This window comes from Rhodococcus sp. NPDC049939 (assembly GCF_040656415.1).
Classification (GTDB): Bacteria; Actinomycetota; Actinomycetes; order Mycobacteriales; family Mycobacteriaceae; genus Rhodococcus_F.
On the sequence record NZ_JBFAMC010000001.1, the window covers coordinates 551,708 to 570,730 of the forward strand.

Sequence of the window (19,023 nt, forward strand, 5' to 3'; positions counted from 1 at the left end):
ATCAAAATTCTATTCCGGGCGCGGTTCCTGCTAGCGCACGTCCTCAATCGGCAGCATTTGCGCCGAGTCCGATCAGACCGGAACCCGGGGTGAGCGCCCATCCTATCCGTACGTCGTGGGGGTCCTCGGGCAGTTCGGAGACCAGCTCTTCGTCGCGGACCACGGTGACCAGACGGGCGTCCGGGCGCGCGAGGCCGAGGGTGCGGTCGTAATAGCCTGCGCCGCGACCGAGTCGAACGCCCCTGCGGTCGACTGCCAGGGCGGGAACGAAAATTGTGTGGGCCATCTGTATTTCGCGGGGTTCGAACACCGGCCCCGTCGGCTCGCGTAGGCCGAAGCCGGCGTCCTCGAGATTGTCGGCGCCGTTGTACTCGCTCCAGTAGAGGGGGCCGGGTTCGCGGGTGATGGGGACGAGCACCCGCCCAGCCACTCCGCGGAGCGCGTCCAACAGGTCGAGGTTGCCCGGTTCGAGTGCCGTGGGAATGTAGGCGCAGACCGCGAATCCAGGGGTGAGACCGATTGTGACGAGTTCGACAAGGGACTGCTCCTCGCGCGAACGAAGCTCGGGGGAGACCGCGCGCCTGCTCGAAAGCACCAGTTGTCGCCACTCGTTCTTCGTCTGGGCCTGCATGTCACAACCCTAGAACCGGTCGAAGTGCGCTCGGCGAAAGGCTCCCGGAAGTGGTTGACAGGATCTTGGTGACTGACGAGTAGATTCCACGGTTATTGTGTGGGGATGACAGACGCCTACCCGCACACCGCCGACATCTTCCGCACGGCTGTGGTGCCGGCAGCGGGAATGGGTACGCGGTTCCTCCCCGCGACCAAGACCGTGCCGAAAGAGTTACTCCCGGTAGTAGATACTCCCGGCATCGAGCTTGTGGCCGGTGAAGCCGCGGATTCGGGGGCGAGCCGGCTGATTATCGTGACCTCGCCGGGCAAGGACGGGGTGGTCGCCCACTTCGTCGAGGATCTCGTTCTGGAGAGCAAACTCGAGGAAAGCGGCAAGCACCATCTGCTCGAGAAGGTACGCAAGGCCCCCGGTCTACTCGAGGTCGACTCCGTCGTCCAGGATCAGCCGCTCGGGTTGGGACACGCGATCGGCTGTGCCGAGTCGGCGCTCGACGATGACGAGGACGCGATTGCGGTGCTCCTCCCGGACGACTTGGTGATGCCCCGCGGCGTACTCGAGACGATGGCCCGAGTGCGCGCCAAACGAGGCGGTACCGTGCTCTGCGCCATCGATGTTCCCAAGGATCAGGTGAGCGCGTACGGTGTCTTCGATGTGGAGACGGTGCCCGACGCAGTCAACCCGGATGTGCTCAAGGTCACCGGTATGGTCGAGAAGCCGGCCATCGAGGACGCCCCGTCGACGTACGCGGCGGCCGGTCGCTATCTTCTCGACCGCGCGATTTTCGATGCGCTGCGCCGGATCGAACCCGGTGCGGGCGGCGAACTCCAAATCACCGACGCAATAGCTCTTCTCATAAAGGAAGGTCACCCCGTTCACGTTGTGGTCCATCGCGGCACGAGACACGACCTCGGAAATCCTGGCGGCTACCTCCGTGCTGCGGTTGACTTTGCCTTGGACAGCGACGAGTTCGGCCCGTCGTTGCGTGAATGGCTGGCCGACCGATTGAAGCGAACGGATCTATAGGAGTTCGGGAGGCGAGAATTTGCGGTCGGTCGAGGAGCAACAGACGATTGTGACCGCTGCAGCGGTGGCACCGCGGCCGGTCCGGGTCGCGATCTCCGAGGCCCAAGGGCTGCTGTGCGCCGAGGAGGTGGTTACCGAACTGCCGCTTCCCGGCTTCGACCAGGCCGCTATCGACGGATATGCCGTTCGCAGCGTCGACGTCCAGTCCGCAGGTTCCGACGTCCGTGACGACTACGGTGCGCCCACGGATTTGTTGCTTCCCGTGGTCGGCGAGGTCACGGCTGGTTCGCGTCAGCCGATCCGGCTCCAGCCCCGTCAGGCTGTCAAGGTCGACACGGGCGCTCCGCTGCCCACCCTCGCCGATGCCGTACTTCCACTGGATAGAACGGACGGCGGCCGGGCTCGAGTCAAGATATTCAGGCCTGTTCGTTCGGGCGACTACGTGCGCCGGGCAGGCGACGACGTGCAACCGGGAGACGTCGCGGTACGGGCGGGCACGATCATCGGTGCCGCGCAGGTCGGATTGCTGGCGGCCGTTGGTCGCGACAAGGTACTCGTTCACCCTCGGCCACGCCTGTCCGTTATCTCCGTCGGCGGTGAACTCGTCGACGTCGACCGGAGCCCTGGCCCAGGCCAGGTGTATGACGTCTGCTCATACGCACTCGCCGCCGCGGCCCGTGATGCGGGTGCCGACGTCAACCGTGTCGGTATCGCAGACGACGATGCCGGCCATCTGCGCGACGTTGTCGAGGGTCAACTGATTCGCTCCGAGATTGTCGTGATCGCGGGTGCGGTCGGCGGCGGAGCATCCGAAGGCGTCCACGACGCACTCGCCGAGCTCGGCGACCTCGAGGTCAGCCGCGTGGCCATGCACCCGGGATCGGTACAGGGATTCGGGCAGCTCGGCCGGGACGAGGTCCCGACTTTCCTGCTTCCGTCGAATCCGGTGAGTGCTCTGGTCGTGTTCGAGGTGATGGTGCGTCCGTTGATTCGCATCGCGTTGGGACGCCGCCAGCCGATGCGGCGCATGGTTTCGGCACGCACGGTCTCACCTATCACCTCGCTCGAGAACCGCAAGGGATTTCTCCGCGGACAGCTCATGCGTGACGAGGCCACTGGCGAGTATCTGGTGCAGGCGCTCGGTGGCGCGCCGGGCGCGTCCTCGCACCTGCTCTCCACTCTCGCTGAAGCCAACTGCTTGGTGTTGATCGATCCGGAGGTCACCGAGGTCCGTACGGGCGACCAGGTGGACGTGGCCTTCCTGGCGCAGCGGAGCTGATGGCCCGTTGTGAGATGGCATGAATATGCAACAGTTTGAGGTGCCGACGTGACAGCGCACCCGGGTTGGCCGCCGCGCCTAGGGCCACTACGCGTGAAAGGCGGCGTCGTCACCGTGCGCGCGGTCAGATTGCGCGACGCAGCGGCGTGGAGTCGTCTGCGCATCCGCGACAGGGCACATCTCGAGCCCTGGGAACCGACCGGGGAGGCGCCCTGGGAAGCACGTCACCACATCACCGGTTGGCCGGGTTTGTGCAACAGTCTGCGCTCGGATGCACGGAAGGGGCTCATGCTGCCGATGGCCATAGAGCTCGACGGTAACTACTGCGGTCAGCTCACGATCGGAAACGTGGTACGTGGTGCGCTGCGGTCAGCCTGGATCGGCTACTGGGTGTCCAGCGAGGTCAATGGATTGGGCGTGGCCACAGGCGCCCTCGCCATGGGAGTGGATCACGCCTTCGGGCCCGTGGGGTTGCACCGTGTCGAGGCCACCGTCCGTCCGGAAAACCTGGCGAGCCGTGCAGTTCTGCGCAAAGTCGGCTTTCGTGAGGAGGGACTGCTCACTCGCTATCTCGACGTCGACGGAATGTGGCGTGATCACATCCTGGTCGCGATGACGGTCGAGGATGTAGCGGGCTCGGTTTCGGATTCGTTGGTGCGCAGCGGCCGGGCCCAGTGGGCGTGACCGACACGATCAATGGACGAGCGTCCGTCTAGCGTTAGCCATCTGGCATTATCAAAGATCCCTGGCTGGGAAACTTCGTGGGGGGGACCTACCGCCGACTCATTACCTCGAGCCTTACGTGTTACGCATGTGAAATATGAGTTTCATGAGATCGGCGAGTCTGCGAAGATGTGACGGTTCGCGCGGTTAGCCTGTGTGGGGCAGCAGCGGTATCGATGCTGGTAGACGATTGGGAGGGGGTAGCCGTATGCCGAATTCGTTTCTTTGGATCGGGCTCGTCGTCGTATGGCTCTTCGTTCTGGTCCCTATGCTGGTGAACAATCGCCCCCGGATTCGGCAGACCAGCGATGCCGCACTTGCCACTCGAGTGCTGTACCGCGGTGATCAGCGCCCCGTGCTTCGCGGACCTGCGGTTGGCCACCGGAGCGATCCGGACTGGCAAGCGGAACCGGACCACTTCGGCTACGACGCGGAGGACCTCGTGGACACTCACGCAGAGGAAGACGATTTCGCCGCCGAGCAGGACCTGTTCGACGATTACGTGCCTGTCCGTCGGGGTCGGGGCGGATTCGATCCCGAGGCCGACGCGATCGCGCGTGAGGCCAGGTACGCGTTTCGTCAGCGGTTGGTTCTAGCCCTGGTGCTCGCAACGCTTGTGACTGCGGCACTCAGCCTGATCATCTCGCCAACGATGTGGTGGGCTTTCGCCGCTTGCTTGGTCACGCTCGTCGGGTACATGACCTATCTCCGTCGGCAGGTGCAGATCGAGCAGGAAGTCCGCCGTCGCAGGACGGAACGTCTAGCTCGTTCGCGTTCGGCCGGCGAGTTCAGAAGCGACGAGGAACTGGAGATGATCCCCGACCGGTTGCGTCGACCGGGTGCTGTGGTCCTCGAAGTCGATGACGGTGATCCGGAATTCGACTACCTCGAGCACTTCGATGAGCAGCCGATGTATCAGACGACGTTGCGTCGCGCTGCGGGCGAGTAGCTGATCACGGGTCTCGAGAGGCTCTTCGGTTCGGGCAATTCGCTCCCTCTGTGGATGGCCTGCTAAAGTTTGCCGAGCGGTTCGCAGGATTCGCTCGCGGGGCTGTGGCGCAGTTGGTAGCGCGCTTCGTTCGCATCGAAGAGGTCAGGGGTTCGATTCCCCTCAGCTCCACCAGATCTGCACGAGGCTCCCTCTCCTTTTGGAGGGGGAGCCTTTTGTGATGCGTGGTCTCACCGTGCCAGTGCGTGAGGGCGGATCACTTGGAGCGAGGTCAGCGGGAGTCGGGGGGGACTTCCGGCAAGCCCTCACTGGCGCGGAGCTTCTCGGCCATCCTGGTCAGCAGGCTCTGAGACTCTTCGGACAGGTCGAATGCGCGACTCGACAGCTTGCGTAGTTCGTAACCTTGGAGTTGGGAGAGAAGGTCGAGATCGTGGTCGACCTTTGCCGCGTAGATGTCATTGAAGAAGTAGTCGGGTTTCACTTTGAAGAAGCGCGCAAAGGCCGCGACTGTCTCGTCCGACGGATTGGTCCTCTGACCCGACCGAAGCTGGGAGATGTAGGGCTTCGAGATCTGGTAACCGTCTGCGATCAGTGCCGCCGCGACCTCGGCGTTGGTATGTGGTTTGCGCCCGGGAGGGTGGACGGTCTCGAAGAGCTTGTTCAACCGCGCAGCAAAATCTGCCATTGTGAGCCGCTGGGTCCTTCCTCGTCGGCGTCTAATTCTGTGATCGATACCATACCACGCTGATAACCAATGGATAACTCGCAGATCTGCGCCCGGAAAGGCCTCAAGCTTGACTGGTCCGCGCGTTTGTATGCATGAGCCAGGGGCGCTGATCCATCGACGTACCAGTGGGGCGTAGAGCGAACTTTGATCCACTGTCACAGTGTGTTCCGTCGACGGCGACCGGGGTGGGCGTGGACGACGAATTGGGCCGACGCGCCAGACTGCTGACGAGCGGGCGTCGAGGCGACGAGAGAATAGATTGCTGAAAGTTAGCTATGCGTGAAACTGGAACGCGGAAATTTGGACCCGGCGACGCAATGGCGCAGTCCAGAGGCCTTGTGTTGCGTTGTGCATCGTAACTGGCTTCGGTCGCTCGCTGCTCGTTCGGCTCAGCGAACAGAACTGTAGAAGCACGATGAACCGCACGGCTTGGGCCAGGTACCACAGCCGTCCCTGGATCTGGATAATTCTGGTGCAGTCGGAGATGATTGATTAGTGATACACAGAATGAGTGACGCCGAGCTCCGGAAGGCGATTCGAGTTCTGCGCGAGCGAGCCGATGATGCCCGCAAACGGGGCCAGGAGACTGACGCCAACGAAATCGAGAAGACGATTCGTACCTATCAGGAAGAAATGACCCAGCGGTTGTGAGCCATCACCGTGGGTGCTGCTTCTCGTGCTGTCGGGAGCGAATTTTCCTCTATCGTTCGTGCGCGCAATCCTGCTGCGTGCGTAGACTTCCAGCCGACACGAATCGGTGAAGACGGGGGCTCGCACGACTATGGCTATAAAGACGCTGGATGGCGCCAAGTGCCTGATCACCGGTGCCGCTAGTGGCATCGGGTATGCGACTGCTCTGGCGGCCGCGGCTGAGGGTGCCGAACTCTTTCTGACCGATATCAACGAGGTGGGGTTGGCGCTCGCGGTCGAAGAGGTGGGCAGTCGCGGCGGCACCGTGAGTTATTCTCGCGCGCTCGACGTGTCCGACTACGACGCAGTGACCGCATTTGCAGGGGAGATCCACGAGCAGTTCGGCAGTGTCGACGTCGTGATGAACGTTGCCGGCATCTCCGCGTGGGGGACGGTCGAGAACCTCGAACACCGGCACTGGAAGTCCATGGTGGACGTCAACTTGATGGGCCCGATCCACATCATCGAGAACTTCGTGCCTCCAATGGTTCGTGCGGGGCGCGGCGGCCATTTGGTCAATGTTTCCTCTGCCGCGGGTCTGTTGGCACTTCCCTGGCATGCGGCATACAGTGCAAGCAAATTCGGACTTCGCGGGGTCTCCGAGGTTCTACGTTTCGACCTCAAACGGCACGGCATCGGGGTAAGCCTTGTGGTTCCCGGTGCTGTGAAGACCCCGCTTGTGGGAACTGTCGAGATCGCCGGTGTCGACCGAGAGGACCCACGTATCAAGAAGGCGGTCCGGCTCTTCGAGAAACGGGCGGTTACGCCCGAGAAGGTCGCGTCCTGCATTGTCGCCGGCATCAAGAAGGACCGGTACATGGTCTACACGTCGCCGGACATTCGATTCGGCTACTGGTGGGCCCGCAAGTTCGCACCCCCGTACGACTTCGTGATGCAGAAGGCCAACGATCAGTTCAGCAAGTTCCTCTAGACGTCAGACACCCCGCCGAACGGAGGGGGAGGCTTGCGGCAGCACCATCCCGTCAGTGAATCGGACGCCGTCGGTGCAGCGGCACTCCACCTGTCCGCCACCGAATTGTTCGGCATGGAGTCGTGCGTACAGTCCCCGGCGTGCAAGAAGTTCGGCATGGGTGCCGCTCTCGATGAGGGTGCCCTCGTCGATGACGAAGATCACATCGGCGTGCGCGATGGTGGAGAGTCGGTGTGCGATGGCGAGTGTGGTGCGTCCGCGCATCACCTCTGCAAGTGCCTTCTGAACGAGACGCTCTGAGACAGTGTCGAGGGCCGAGGTGGCTTCGTCGAGGATGAGCACCCGAGGGTTCTTCAGCAGCACTCGGGCGATGGCCAGTCGTTGCTTCTCACCTCCCGACAACCGGAATCCGCGCTCGCCGACCAGCGTGTCATAGCCGCTGTCGAACCCGAGGATTCGGTCGTGAATGTTGGCGGCCGTGGCTGCCTCGTGAAGTTCGGCATCAGTCGCGTCCGGCTTGGCGTAGCGCAGGTTGTCCGCGATCGATGCGTGCAGCAGGTAGGGATCCTGAGTCACCATCCCGACTGCTTCGGCGAGTGAGTTCATGGTCAGGTCCCGCACGTCGTAGCCGTCGACTCGGACGGCGCCGCTGTCCACTTCGTACAGGCGCGGAACCAGATAGCAGAGTGTCGTCTTGCCCGCACCGGACGGTCCGACGAAGGCCGCGAGCTGACCCGGTTCGATCGTCAAAGACGTGCCCGCGACAGCCCATCGGCGGCGTTGATGGTCAACCGGTTCGGCAACTGGGTCCACTGTGACCGGAAGGTGCGAGCCCGCGGTGATTCCCGCGCCGCGCATCCCGCCACCGCCGTGTCCGTGGCTTCCGTGTCCGAGGCTGCGCAGGGCCACGGGGTCGGGATCGGCTGTCGTCAGCCGTACAGGCGGCGGGTATGCGAAGTACACGTCTTCCAACTCGACCCGCCCGGGTGAGTCCTGGGGGAGCGCTGTCGCGTTCGGGCGGTCGACGATCGCCGGTTGCAGGTCCAAATACTCGAAGATGCGGCGGAACAATGCCATCGACGTCTGGACGTCGAGAGTGACCCGCATCAGTGAGACCAGCGGTTGCAGCAACCTGGCCTGGAGGGTGGAGAATGCGACGAGGGTGCCTGCCGAGATCGAGGGGCCGGATCCATTGCTGATGAGGTAACCCGCCAGAAGATAGACGAGCGCGGGAGTGATTGCCATGAACGCGCTGACAACGGCGAAGAAGCCCTGTCCTGTCATCGCCTGCCGCACCTGGAGTTCGGTCTGCCTCGCGTTTTCGGCCCGGTATCGGTCGAGTTCGGTATCGGCTTGGTTGAACACCTTCGTGAGCAGCACGCCCGAAACGCTGAGGGCCTCCTCGGTGATCGCGGTCATGTCCGACAACGATTCCTGCGTCTTGCGCGCCAGCACCCGGCGCCGCCTGGCAACCCGTCGCTGCAAGTACACGAAACCGGGCAACAATGCGACCGCAAGAAGTGTCAACTGCCATGATAGGAGCAGCATCGCGATGAGAGAAGCCGCCACCGTCACCACATTCGAGAGGATGCTCGAGGCGGTAGTCGTCAGCACTGAGCGCACCCCACCTACGTCGTTGGCCAGGCGCGACTGAATCGAGCCTGTCTTGGTGGAAGTGAAGAACGCCAACTCCATCTTCTCCAGATGGGCGAACAGACGCTCCCGCAGGTCTGCCATCGACAAGTTGCCGACCTTGGTTGTGAGGTAGCTCTGACCGACGCTGATCACCGAACCGGCGAGGGTCACCGCGATCATCACCACCACCAACCACAGCAGCAGCGTGAGATGGACACCGCTGCCATCAGGTGGGAAGAGCGCACGGTCGAATACCGCCCGGGTGAGGAACGGATTGACGATACCGAGGAACGACGACACCACGATCGCGGCAACGACGAGTACGAGCCATCCACTGTAAGGGCGCAGTAGTTCCCATATGCGGGGCAGCAGGGAAGGCTGGGTGGCCGATGCCTCCGAAGTGGATGAGGGAGTGGTCACGGGCATCCACCCATCGTGCACACCTGTCATGATTCGTGGAGGGACGGGTCTCGTCAGGGGACGGTTCTCGTCACCGGTGTCCGGCGTGGAGGCAGTCGTCGAACAGTGAGCGTACTTCGTCGACGTGACTGTCGAGATCCGCGATGTCCCAGTCCTCGGTGAACACGGGCTCGAGCACGTCGACGTCGACCGTGCCGGGATGCGCCACGAGCGAGTTGCGCCACATCCGTTCGCCCGCGTTGTGGATGACGATCGGGACGATCGGCACACCCGCCTGCATCGCAAGGTGGAACCCGCCCTTTTTGAACTTGCCGAGTCGGGGAGTCGGTGACCGGGTTCCCTCCGGGGCGATGGCAATGGAAATGCCGGAATGGAGTTTTTCCACCGCGGGCGCGAGTGCCGCCCGCGCTTGCGCGCTGTCCGCCCTGTCCACATACGCGACGTCCAGGAGTGCGCCGACAGGGATGAACCGAGGGTCGCGCGCGGCCTCCTTCTTCGCGACCCCGGTGACGTCGCGTTTGATGACACTTCCGATGATCAGCATGTCGAGCGAACTCTGGTGATTGAACATGAAAACGGCGGGCCGAGCCGACCATGCGTTCTCTCTACCGTTGATTCGCAGGTTGATTCCGCAGATGGAGAGTGCGAGATCCGGACCGAAGCTACCGACCAGGTTCGCAGCCGTCTGGCGGTTCTGGGTGAGGATGCCGGCGGAGGCGCCGAATGCGACCGCACCCATCAGTGCCCCGATCGCCGTCGTAGTGCGCGCGATGGACAGTGGGTCGGCGCCGCCCTTCGGCGCCCGTAGATTCACTGACGGCCACCCGTTCTTCCGCGCGGTGGCCGCCAGCTTGCGGTCTGGATTGAGAGCCACCGGATGTCCCACCGACATCAACATCGGAACGTCCTCGGCACCATTGGAGTACGCGAAGCTCTCCTCGAGGTTCGCACCGTTCTTTTCGGCGTAATCACGGAGTGCCTCGGCTTTCGCGGGCCCCCACAGCGGTGGGGAGGCAAGCTGACCGGTGAGCATTCCGTCGATTACCTCCGGGCGGCTACAGAGCACGTCATCGACGTCGATGTCGAGATCCGCCGCCACCGACATTGCCTGATACGGGGTGGCGGACGTCGCCATCACCACCCGATGCCCGGCATGCCTGTGCGCCGCGAGAATACCGCGAACATCCGGGAAGATCATCCGCGCGATCTCTTGGCGGAACAGTCGCTCCCCCCACTCCTGCATCTCGTCTTCCATGCGCCCGGCCAGGCTTGCGACCCCGATGCGCATCAGATTGCCTATGTCTGCTCCTCGAAACCGGGTATCTATCGCTGCGCCGGTCGTGCGCAGAAGTTCGGAAACGCTGATATCGAAGCGGCGCAGTCGGTCTCGGTAGCCGACGCTGGCGGAGTAACCACTGATGAGGGTGCCGTCCAGATCGAACGCCGCGAGGGTGGTCGGGCCGGCTGCGGCGGCTTCGATGTCGTCGTGAAGACTGCTCAGATCACTCATCGTCATCTACCCCCCATCTGGTCGAGATGTTCGTGTGCGATTGCCCGGATACGGACTACCTGGTTGACCAGTTGCTCGATCTCCTCGGCGAACTCTGCCCTTCGGGCCTCGAGGTTCTCGGTATTCGGTTCCACCAAGCCACGGTTTCGTGCCAATTTCAATGCTGTCGAAAAGAGTTCGGCAGAAATGGACTCACTGCTACCGATTTGTTGCCGTAGGCGCTGCTGTTCGGCGAGAGCGAGGCACGACTTCATGAATGCCTTCTCGTCGAATTCGCGGTCGACCGGAGCGCGCAAGAGTTGATTCGCGACCACCGCGTACGCCTCCAGGAACGGTTGCAGTACGCGGTGAGCCAAGTGTATCGACATCCCGGACAACAGGTTTGTGGCGTGTTTCCGGTGAGAGAGGCTCGTCTCCCACATCGGATCGATCAGATTCAGTTCGATCCGTAGCTCGTCGCGGAAACTGTCTTTCTCGCTGAAGAAGAACTCGAACTTGAGGAGGTCGCGAATCCGCAGCGCCACATCCAATCCGTCGTCGACTGGGTCGGTGAAGTGTTTGTCACCGGCCACCAGTATCACCATCTCCGCGATCGCCCGCATCACCAGAAAATGAATTGTGTTGTTGCGATAGAACGCTGCGACGAGATGTTGATCTCGTCCGAGGTAGAACACACGCTCACTGCCCTGGTCGAAGCTTCGCAGCACCCCGGAGTCGAGATGGGTGCGCACTGCCTTGCGGATCACTTGCGGGTCGGTGAGATCGACGTCGCCGGCGGTCGGTAGCGAGCGCGCCTTGATGTATTCGACGAGTGGTCCGAGAATGCCGCTGATCTCGGAGACGGTGAGTGCTCGATCCTCGATCCCGAGGAAGGCGAGCATGACGAGCGAGGATGCTGTGACAGGGGTGACTTCGTTGATGCGATGGCACACCTCGAAGGCTGTCTTCTGCACAGCCAGTCGTGGGTCGTCACCTTGCCCGAGGTAGTCGGCCAGTGACAATGGCCTACCGATATTGACATGTGCGACACCGTGCCATCGCCCCTGCGCGCGAACGTATCCGAAGAGCCAGCGCAGAGTTTCCTTACTCTTGGCCTCGCCATGTGCCTCGGCTGCCATCGCCTCGACCTCGTAGAGCTGGTCGTACGTCAACGACACCGGGACCAGATAGACATCGGACACACCACTTTCCCGGAAAGCCTGAGCAAGGTAGTTGAGCAAGCCGAACCGTGGCGGCCGCAGCTTTCCCGTACGACTTCGTCCGCCTTCGATATACCACTCGAGGTTGAACCGCTTGGTCAGCAGATACCGCATGTATTCGCGGAGCGTCCACTTGTAGACCTCGTCGTCGCCGAACTTCCGGCGAATGAAGACGGTGCCGCTGCGTTTCCCGATCGCACCGATCGGCCAGATGTTGATGTTCAGACCACCCATTACGTGGTTCAACGGGAGGTTGTTGGCGAGTAGGGCGGGCCGCAGCACCAATGGATCCAAGTACGAGCGGTGACTGGGCAGGAACACGAGGGAGTGCTCCTTGTTCAACTCCCGCAATTCATCGAGCCGGGTGGTGTCGACGTCGAGTCGGTATGCACGGGAGAAGTAGCGGCCCAGTTGGTCCCACACTGCAATTGCTCGCCGGCTCTGCGCCGCGACCATTTCGTCCAATGCAGCGCGTGCCCGGCGGTCGACATCCGCAACGGGAAGATTCAACTCCGTGGACAACTCGTGAGTTCCGGACTGATATCGAGTGGAATCGGTGATCTCGTCGACGACGAACTTCGAGACCTTGTACTGGGTGCCTAGAAGGGTGCGTTCAGCGCGCTCTAGTGTCAAAGCCGCTTGCCGACGTATGAAATCGGGAAGTGACCCGCCGCCTGTCTCTACGAGTCGGCGTTCGAGGTCACTCAGCGGAGCCGGGTCTCCCTCGAGTACCTGGCACCGGGACGGGTCGTCCCGAATGACCCTACGCTGGGTGGTCTGGTTCGGGTGCAACGGATCTCGCAGGGACAGCGTCTCCCGCAGTTGTTGCACTCCATCGGGACGAGGTTCCCTCGGCAGCCAGACCACGCGCAGTGGGGTCAGCAACGGATCATCTTTCCTCAGTGCCAGATCGGCGAGTGCCTCGTCGGTGACCTGCACGGTCCGCGGTGGCTGTCCGGTGTCGCCTGCCTGCTCTTCCAGCCAGGTGCGGAGGACGTCGTCCTCCACATCAGTCATGGTTTCGATGAGATATACCCGTGGCCGTGTCTTCTCTTCTTCCATAGTGTCCGCCCTCCTCTCACCCACGTCCTAGTGCGACGATCTCGTCGAGACTCTCCTGCAGATACGACATGAACCGCGCCGGTTCGGTGACGGCCGCGGTGTCGAGATTGACTCCGATGCAACAGGTACCGACGTGGGAGACCAGTGTGGCCATAACCGCACATCCGGGGGCTGGGCCGAACGGAAACACTCGTTCGATGCGGGCTCCGGCCAAATACACGGGTATAGGAATACCGGCGATGTTGCTAGCCTGCAACTCGAGCGCGCTCGATTGCGAGAGATACCAATTCGCCAGCACCACTGCTGGTATCCGCGCGAGGAGGGGAGCGACGGTATCGAGTAGTCCGAGCGCAGGCTCCTGGCGAAGCCCGAGAATGATTGCGCGAACCTGCTTGATTCGCTCGATCGGGTCGTGTTCTCCGGCTGGTGCGGCGAAACGTGCTGCGGCGAAACGGTTGCCACCGGTCTGATCGGATACGGATCGTAGACTCACCGGCATGCCGACCGAGATCGTGTCGAGTTGGTGACCGAACGACTCGTGGTAGCGCCGGAAGCCGCCGAGTAGGGCGGCGACGTACGCGTCGTTGAGCGATGCGCCCACGCTGTGGGCGGCTGCTCGCAGTTCGTCAAGACCTACCTCGAGCACGCCGAACCAGCGACCTAGCCCGCGGCTACGCAGCAACGGCGAACCGGTGGTCTCGGGAGGTGTGACCACCCGGCGGATCGAATTCGTGTAGTCGACCACTTCGGAGACGGTTCCCACAGGATCGGTCGCGACCGTCGTCGCCGATCTCGCTACGCCGCGGATCAGGTCCCAGAGGAAGCCAGGAGCGTCACGCACGCTGCTGAGCGCCTGCTCCAACAACGCGGCACGGCTCGATATCTGCTCCGGTAGCGGTGCAGGGCGATCCGGCTTGTTCGGTGACGGTTCTGGACGCCTGCTGTGGAGCAAGGTCATCAGCTGAATGCCGCCGAGACCGTCTGTGATGCTGTGGTGGGTCTTCACCACGTACACGGCACGGCCATCCGCCAGCCCTTCGATAAGCATCGCGGCCCACGGTGGCCGTGCCCGATCGAAGGGTTCTGTCGCCATGTGCCGACACATTCGCAGCGCATGGTCGAAGGTCGCGGGTTCCGGCAGTCGAACCCTGGAAAGGTGATAGTCGAGATCGAATTCGGGGTCCACCGACCACACCGGGTTGCCCAGGCGGAGTGTCGGCTCCACGACGCGCATCCTGATTCGGGGCACCACGCGCGACGCCCATTCGTGTGCGCGTACGAGTCGATCCCAGTCCGGTGCCTTGTCGAGCACCTCGACCGCGACGATCGGGGACCGCAGCCTGGGCTGCGCCTCCTCCATTCGCCACATTCCGGTCTCGAAGTCGGACATGGTGCGGGCAGCCCCCCACGTGAGGTCGGAAAAGTCCACGTCAACGGCGCTCGGCGGTATCAGGGGTTCGCAGTCGGCCATGCCCACCCTCATTCGATTTCTCGCGTTGCCCTCAGCTGCTGCGTCTACAGTGTGTACCGGGCTCTCGGGTCGCGTCGGCGCTTCCGCCGGATTGGCATGCCGGAGTATTTATCTAGGCTGGTCCAATGCCGACTCTTCACCATTCGACGCTCGACAAGATCGATCCCGCGACCCTCTACAGGATCATGGTGCTGCGCACCGATGTGTTCGTCTTCGAGCAGGGCATCGTGTCGGAACCGGAACTCGACGGACGAGACCTCGAGCCCACGACCACTCTTTTCTGGGTTGAGGAGGATGGCGAGATCCTCGCAACTTTGCGTGTACTCGAGGACGAACCGACGCTGCATCTCGGCCGCGTGGCCACGGCCGCGAAAGCCCGCCGCCGCGGCCTCGCGGGGCTGCTACTCGAGGCCGTCTTCGAGCAGTTTCCGGGGCCGATCGAGATCTCCGCGCAGGCCTACCTCGAGAAGTGGTACGAGCGGTTCGGGTTTCGCAGAATAGGCGACAACTATCTCGAAGCGGGCATCGACCATTTGCTCATGAGGCGTTGACTCCCTGGTGCAGCGAAGCCCTTTCTCGAACCGGGCACCATACACCGTGTTTGCGTAGGCTGCTTTCATGGCGAAGAGTTTCGAATACTCGGAAGACATCGGATACCCGGTAGATCGGGTGCACGCGACGCTGACGGACCCGGCATTCTGGCAACACCGGTTCGAGAAGGCGCCGGAGAAAATCACTCTCGACTCCGGTCGGGGACCAGGAACACTGACGGCGATCATGCGGGACTCGATCGGGGCTTCCTCGCTCCCCGCAATCGTCGGCAAAGTCGTGACGGGTGAGCTGAAGGTCGAACGCATCGACGAGTGGAACGCCCTAGACGGCGACCGGGCAGATGGTCGGATCAGCGGAAGCTCGACCGGAATTCCGGTGCAGATCCAGTGCACTTCGGTCTTGCGCGCGTCGGGCGAAGATGCCACCGTTCTCGAGGTCGCTGGATCGGTCGAGGTAAAGGTGCCGGTGGTGGGTGGACAGATCGAGTCCCTGATCAGGAAGCTGGTCGGCGACATGATCGGGCAGGACCGAGCTGCGATCGAGAAGGCACTCGGCGACAGTTGATCGTCACCCGAGCCGGAGATGTCCGTGGAGATGGTGGGTGAGCGGCGTCAGATCGTGCGCCATCCAAAGGTCGTAGGTGAGGTCACCCCCGCGCACCGACAGTTGCCGTCGAACGCTGTACACAGGCTTGGCGTCCGGTGACGCGCTCAGCGCCAGCATGGTCAGTTCGATGGTTCGGTCGCGGATCTGACCTCGATGGATCTCGGTGAATCCGGTGGGCTGGGCGATCAGTAGTTCGGCCTCGTTCTCGGCGACCAGTCGGAGATAGCCCGACTCGGTATGCAGAGGTCGACGACTCTCGAGCTCCCATGTGCGGGAACGGTACTCCAGGAACGGTTTGCCAGTCGGCGTGAGTTCGATCTCTTCGGTGTAGGCGAAGTCGTCGATGGTTGGGTAGGCGCCCTCGCCCGCGCCGCGCCAGCGGCCAACGAACGGCACCAGGGCAGCCGGCACCTCGGGTTGAGGCGGAAGAGCCGAAACGGGCGTCGCAGTCGCGTGCATCGGTGTGCTACCAGGATTCTGATCCATGAGTTACCTCCGCGGATTCACGGTACTCGTCCGCGGCGTTGGTGGACACTTTCGATTGAGGTGCTCTGGTACGTGCCTGATGTGCCGGTCGGCATTACCTTCAAAGCATGAACGTGTCCGCATCGGCGCCACTGGGGGTCAATACAGAAGTTGGGCGGCTCCGCGCCGCACTCTTGCATCGGCCCGGAGACGAACTGAAACGGTTGACGCCCCGCAACAACGACCAACTGCTCTTCGACGGACTGCCCTGGGTCGATCGTGCGCAGGAAGAACACGATGCGTTCGCCGACGTCCTGCGGAGCCGAGGTGTCGAGGTGCTGCTGCTGTCGGATCTGGTCACCGAGACCCTCGGTACGAGTGGGGCGGCCCGCATGCAGGGGATAGGGGCGGCCGTAGACCCCCGGAAACTTGGCCACGCTCTCGCTTCGGAACTGGCCACCCACTTGCGGAGCCTTCCCGCACAGGAACTGTCGACCATCCTCACAGCAGGTATGACCTTCGACGAACTTCCGGCCGCGGCCACCACGGCATCACTGGTTCGCCGCATGCATCATGGCGGTGACTTCGTGATCGACCCCCTACCCAATCTGCTGTTCACTCGGGACTCGTCGTTCTGGATCGGCCCGCGCGTCGCCATAACGTCATTGGCGCTTCCCGCTCGGGTCCGTGAAACGTCGCTGACGGACATGATCTACGCTCACCATCCGCGTTTCCGCGGTGCCCGGCGAGCCTACGAATCCCACACGGCCCCCGTCGAAGGCGGTGACGTCCTGCTTCTCGCTCCCGGTGTGCTTGCCGTCGGGGTGGGAGAGCGTACAACCCCGGCGGGTGCCGAGGCGTTGGCGCGCAGCGTCTTCGAGGACGAGTTGGCGCACACCGTGCTTGTAGTGCCCATCGAGCAGTCGAGAGCCTCGATGCACCTCGACACCGTGTGCACGATGGTCGATCAGGATGCCGTCGTGATGTATCCCGCGGTCCAGGACTCGCTGTCGGCGTTCACCATTCACCGCGAGGACAAGGGCGTGTCGATCCGGGGAGCAGAGCCGTTCCTGGTGGCCGCGGCCGAAGCAATGGGCATCGGCAAGCTGCGCGTTATCGATACTGGCCTCGACAATGTCACTGCCGAACGCGAGCAGTGGGACGACGGGAACAACACGCTCGCGCTCGCACCAGGTGTCGTCGTTGCGTATGAGCGCAACGTCGAGACCAATGCCCGACTCGAGGCGTCGGGCATCGAGGTGCTTCGGATCGCAGGGTCGGAACTCGGTTCCGGGCGAGGCGGCCCCCGCTGCATGTCCTGCCCGGTCGCCCGAGACTCGCTGTAGAGCGGTCGCCGGTTCTTCGTCCCCGGTATCGGAGCGTTGCGTGAGGAGCGGCCGGCGATCTTCGACGGGGGTCCTACGATCAGGGGGCATTGACACTCAATTGGTTTCGGTTGCAGTGCCGTGGTCTGTCTGCAGGCTCCTGAACCGCTCGGGAACTTCAGGCGCGCCGCGCTAGAGGACTTCGCCTACCCGTGTGGCCGGGCGTGCGAGGACGGTGCCCTTGTCCGTCACCACGATCGGCCGCTCGATGAGAATGGGATTGTCCACCATCGCCTTCAGCAGTTCGTCCTCGGATGCTTGCGCGAGCCCGAGTTCCTTGTAGGCGGCCTCCCTCTTGCGGATCGCCTCGCTGGGCTTCAACCCGGCATCGTCGAGAAGTTTCCGCAATCCGTCCTTGGACGGAGGAGTTTCGAGATACTTCACGATCGTTGGCTCGATGCCCGCGTCCCGAATCAATCCGAGGACGGTTCGAGACGTGTTGCATCGCTGGTTGTGATAGATGGTTGCGCTGTTGGCCATGCCCGACATTCTGGCACCAGTGGAACAAATGCGCCTGCGGGAACGCTGCAGTATCGGGCAAGAGCAAAATCGGGACGATACAGGGAGATCGATCATGGCCGAGCAAACGACGAACACCGCGCGCCGCATCGTTATTGCGGGAGGGCACGGGAAGATCGCCCGCAAACTGATCAAGCTGCTGAGCGCTCGCGGCGACCGGGCTGTCGCGCTGATCCGCAATCCGGACCATGAAGAGGAAGTCGCCGCGCTAGGTGCCGAACCGTTGCTGCTCGATCTCGAGTCGGTCGGTGTCGACGAAGTTGCTCAGGCACTTGTCGGTGCCGACGCCGCAGTGTTCGCCGCAGGTGCGGGACCCGGCAGTGGTGCGGAGCGCAAGGACACCGTCGATCGAGGGGCGGCAGTCCTCTTCGCCGATGCCGCCGAATCCGCAGGTGTACGCCGTTTCGTCCAGGTCAGTAGTTTCGGCGCGGGGGAACCGATCCCGGACGGAATGGACGATGTCTTTGCCGCTTACCTTGCAGCAAAGACATCTGCGGAGGAGGATCTTCGGGTTCGCACGCACCTCGACTGGACGATTCTGCGCCCCGGCACTCTCATCGACGACGATCCGACCGGGAGTGTCGCACTTACCGAACCACCGCTCGAAGCCGGTTCCGTAACCCGCTCGGACGTGGCCGCTGTGATCATGGCTCTGCTCGACGCTCCGGAGACTGCGCACAAGACGCTGATGCTCACGTCCGGACCGACGCCGGTCGCGGAGGCGGTTGCAGCGTTGTAGCCACTGCTGCCGTCGCAGCGTTGTAGCCATTGCCGCACCGCTGCCCGGCGAACTACTGTCTGATACAGAGCCTGCAACAAGGAGGTGCCATCGGCCGTGCACATCGATATCGATCACGACTCGTCGACTGCCCCATTCGACCAATTGCGCCTGCAGATCATCGAACAGGTACGCAGCGGGCAGTTGATCGCGGGAACCAAGATCCCTACCGTTCGTGCGCTTGCCGTCGAGGTGGGACTTGCGCCGAACACAGTTGCCAAGGCATATCGGGAACTCGGTGAAGAGGGTGTCATCGAAACGCGCGGCAAGCAGGGCACTTTCATTGCTGCGGGCGGGGACCCGATCCGAACCGGGGCGGAGAAAGCCGCGACGATGTATGTGCGTGAACTGCGACATGTGGGGATTTCCGACGAGGAAATACTCGGTTTCGTGCGATCCGCTCTCCGGGGTGCCGAATGACGTAGAACCTGGCCGAAGATACAATTTCGCAGGATTCTTCGGAAG

19 protein-coding genes and 1 tRNA gene are annotated in these 19,023 nt (G+C 62.8%); 12 read left to right on the top strand and 8 right to left on the bottom strand.

Annotated elements, in window-relative coordinates; translation table 11 throughout:
• Nucleotides 1-43: 43 nt before the first annotated feature.
• Nucleotides 44-631 carry a 5-formyltetrahydrofolate cyclo-ligase gene (locus AB0I57_RS02375; RefSeq protein WP_358329284.1) on the bottom strand — a complete coding sequence of 196 codons (588 nt, stop codon included), beginning with the start codon at nt 629-631 and terminating at the stop codon, nt 44-46.
• A gap of 105 nt (nt 632-736) precedes the next feature.
• Here AB0I57_RS02375 and AB0I57_RS02380 point away from each other — a divergent pair, with 105 nt between their 5' ends.
• The 5 genes from AB0I57_RS02380 (at nt 737) to AB0I57_RS02400 (ending at nt 4,782) form a co-directional block, all read left to right on the top strand.
• Nucleotides 737-1,657, top strand: coding sequence for a UTP--glucose-1-phosphate uridylyltransferase (locus AB0I57_RS02380; protein ID WP_358329287.1), 921 nt, complete (start codon nt 737-739; stop codon nt 1,655-1,657).
• Between the two features lie 19 nt (nt 1,658-1,676).
• The gene (gene glp / locus AB0I57_RS02385) at nt 1,677-2,936 is read left to right on the top strand and encodes a gephyrin-like molybdotransferase Glp (protein WP_358329290.1); all 1,260 of its coding nucleotides are present in this window, start codon (nt 1,677-1,679) and stop codon (nt 2,934-2,936) included.
• Nucleotides 2,937-2,984: 48 nt separating this feature from the next.
• Entirely contained in the window at nt 2,985-3,620 is a 636-nt protein-coding gene (locus AB0I57_RS02390; protein ID WP_358329293.1) for a GNAT family protein, read from the top strand.
• A gap of 247 nt (nt 3,621-3,867) precedes the next feature.
• A complete protein-coding gene (glpR, locus tag AB0I57_RS02395) occupies nt 3,868-4,608 on the top strand; it encodes a gephyrin-like molybdotransferase receptor GlpR (RefSeq protein ID WP_358329296.1) in 741 nt (246 codons plus the stop codon).
• A 98-nt stretch (nt 4,609-4,706) separates the two neighbouring features.
• Nucleotides 4,707-4,782 (top strand) — tRNA-Ala (locus tag AB0I57_RS02400).
• A gap of 97 nt (nt 4,783-4,879) precedes the next feature.
• Here AB0I57_RS02400 and AB0I57_RS02405 read toward each other — a convergent pair.
• Complete coding sequence (locus AB0I57_RS02405) at nt 4,880-5,293, bottom strand: helix-turn-helix domain-containing protein (protein WP_358329299.1); 414 nt, start codon at nt 5,291-5,293, stop codon at nt 4,880-4,882.
• 549 nt (nt 5,294-5,842) lie between these two features.
• Here AB0I57_RS02405 and AB0I57_RS02410 point away from each other — a divergent pair.
• Both AB0I57_RS02410 and AB0I57_RS02415 read left to right on the top strand, forming a co-directional pair.
• A complete protein-coding gene (locus AB0I57_RS02410) occupies nt 5,843-5,986 on the top strand; it encodes a hypothetical protein (protein ID WP_358329302.1) in 144 nt (47 codons plus the stop codon).
• Nucleotides 5,987-6,116: 130 nt separating this feature from the next.
• Nucleotides 6,117-6,956 (top strand): SDR family oxidoreductase, encoded by an 840-nt coding sequence (locus tag AB0I57_RS02415; RefSeq protein ID WP_358329305.1) that lies wholly within the window; start codon nt 6,117-6,119, stop codon nt 6,954-6,956.
• A 3-nt stretch (nt 6,957-6,959) separates the two neighbouring features.
• Here AB0I57_RS02415 and AB0I57_RS02420 read toward each other — a convergent pair whose 3' ends face one another.
• The 4 genes from AB0I57_RS02420 to AB0I57_RS02435 form a co-directional block, all read right to left on the bottom strand.
• Nucleotides 6,960-9,017, bottom strand: a complete 2,058-nt coding sequence (locus tag AB0I57_RS02420; protein WP_358329307.1) for an ABC transporter ATP-binding protein — start codon at nt 9,015-9,017, stop codon at nt 6,960-6,962.
• A gap of 64 nt (nt 9,018-9,081) precedes the next feature.
• Nucleotides 9,082-10,521 (bottom strand): HAD-IB family hydrolase, encoded by a 1,440-nt coding sequence (locus tag AB0I57_RS02425; RefSeq protein ID WP_358329310.1) that lies wholly within the window; start codon nt 10,519-10,521, stop codon nt 9,082-9,084.
• Between the two features lie 2 nt (nt 10,522-10,523).
• Nucleotides 10,524-12,806 (bottom strand): glycerol-3-phosphate 1-O-acyltransferase, encoded by a 2,283-nt coding sequence (locus tag AB0I57_RS02430; protein ID WP_358329313.1) that lies wholly within the window; start codon nt 12,804-12,806, stop codon nt 10,524-10,526.
• Nucleotides 12,799-14,253 carry a wax ester/triacylglycerol synthase domain-containing protein gene (locus AB0I57_RS02435; protein WP_358329316.1) on the bottom strand — a complete coding sequence of 485 codons (1,455 nt, stop codon included), beginning with the start codon at nt 14,251-14,253 and terminating at the stop codon, nt 12,799-12,801. The genes AB0I57_RS02430 and AB0I57_RS02435 overlap by 8 nt, the downstream gene beginning before the upstream one ends.
• 125 nt (nt 14,254-14,378) lie before the next feature.
• Here AB0I57_RS02435 and AB0I57_RS02440 point away from each other — a divergent pair, with 125 nt between their 5' ends.
• Nucleotides 14,379-14,804, top strand: a complete 426-nt coding sequence (locus AB0I57_RS02440; protein WP_358329319.1) for a GNAT family N-acetyltransferase — start codon at nt 14,379-14,381, stop codon at nt 14,802-14,804.
• Nucleotides 14,805-14,871: 67 nt separating this feature from the next.
• Complete coding sequence (locus tag AB0I57_RS02445; RefSeq protein ID WP_358329322.1) at nt 14,872-15,369, top strand: DUF2505 domain-containing protein; 498 nt, start codon at nt 14,872-14,874, stop codon at nt 15,367-15,369.
• 3 nt (nt 15,370-15,372) lie between these two features.
• On the opposite strand, the gene AB0I57_RS02450 is transcribed toward AB0I57_RS02445, so the two are convergent.
• Nucleotides 15,373-15,897 carry an FABP family protein gene (locus AB0I57_RS02450; protein ID WP_358329325.1) on the bottom strand — a complete coding sequence of 175 codons (525 nt, stop codon included), beginning with the start codon at nt 15,895-15,897 and terminating at the stop codon, nt 15,373-15,375.
• 107 nt (nt 15,898-16,004) lie between these two features.
• On the opposite strand from AB0I57_RS02450, the gene arcA reads away from it, so the two are divergent.
• Nucleotides 16,005-17,222 carry an arginine deiminase gene (gene arcA / locus AB0I57_RS02455; RefSeq protein ID WP_358329328.1) on the top strand — a complete coding sequence of 406 codons (1,218 nt, stop codon included), beginning with the start codon at nt 16,005-16,007 and terminating at the stop codon, nt 17,220-17,222.
• A 171-nt stretch (nt 17,223-17,393) separates the two neighbouring features.
• On the opposite strand, the gene arsC is transcribed toward arcA, so the two are convergent.
• Entirely contained in the window at nt 17,394-17,750 is a 357-nt protein-coding gene (gene arsC / locus AB0I57_RS02460; protein WP_358329331.1) for an arsenate reductase (glutaredoxin), read from the bottom strand.
• A gap of 85 nt (nt 17,751-17,835) precedes the next feature.
• On the opposite strand from arsC, the gene AB0I57_RS02465 reads away from it, so the two are divergent.
• Both AB0I57_RS02465 and AB0I57_RS02470 read left to right on the top strand, forming a co-directional pair.
• Nucleotides 17,836-18,519 carry an NAD(P)H-binding protein gene (locus tag AB0I57_RS02465; RefSeq protein ID WP_358329334.1) on the top strand — a complete coding sequence of 228 codons (684 nt, stop codon included), beginning with the start codon at nt 17,836-17,838 and terminating at the stop codon, nt 18,517-18,519.
• Nucleotides 18,520-18,603: 84 nt separating this feature from the next.
• Entirely contained in the window at nt 18,604-18,978 is a 375-nt protein-coding gene (locus tag AB0I57_RS02470; protein ID WP_358329337.1) for a GntR family transcriptional regulator, read from the top strand.
• The last annotated feature ends 45 nt before the right edge of the window (nt 18,979-19,023 follow it).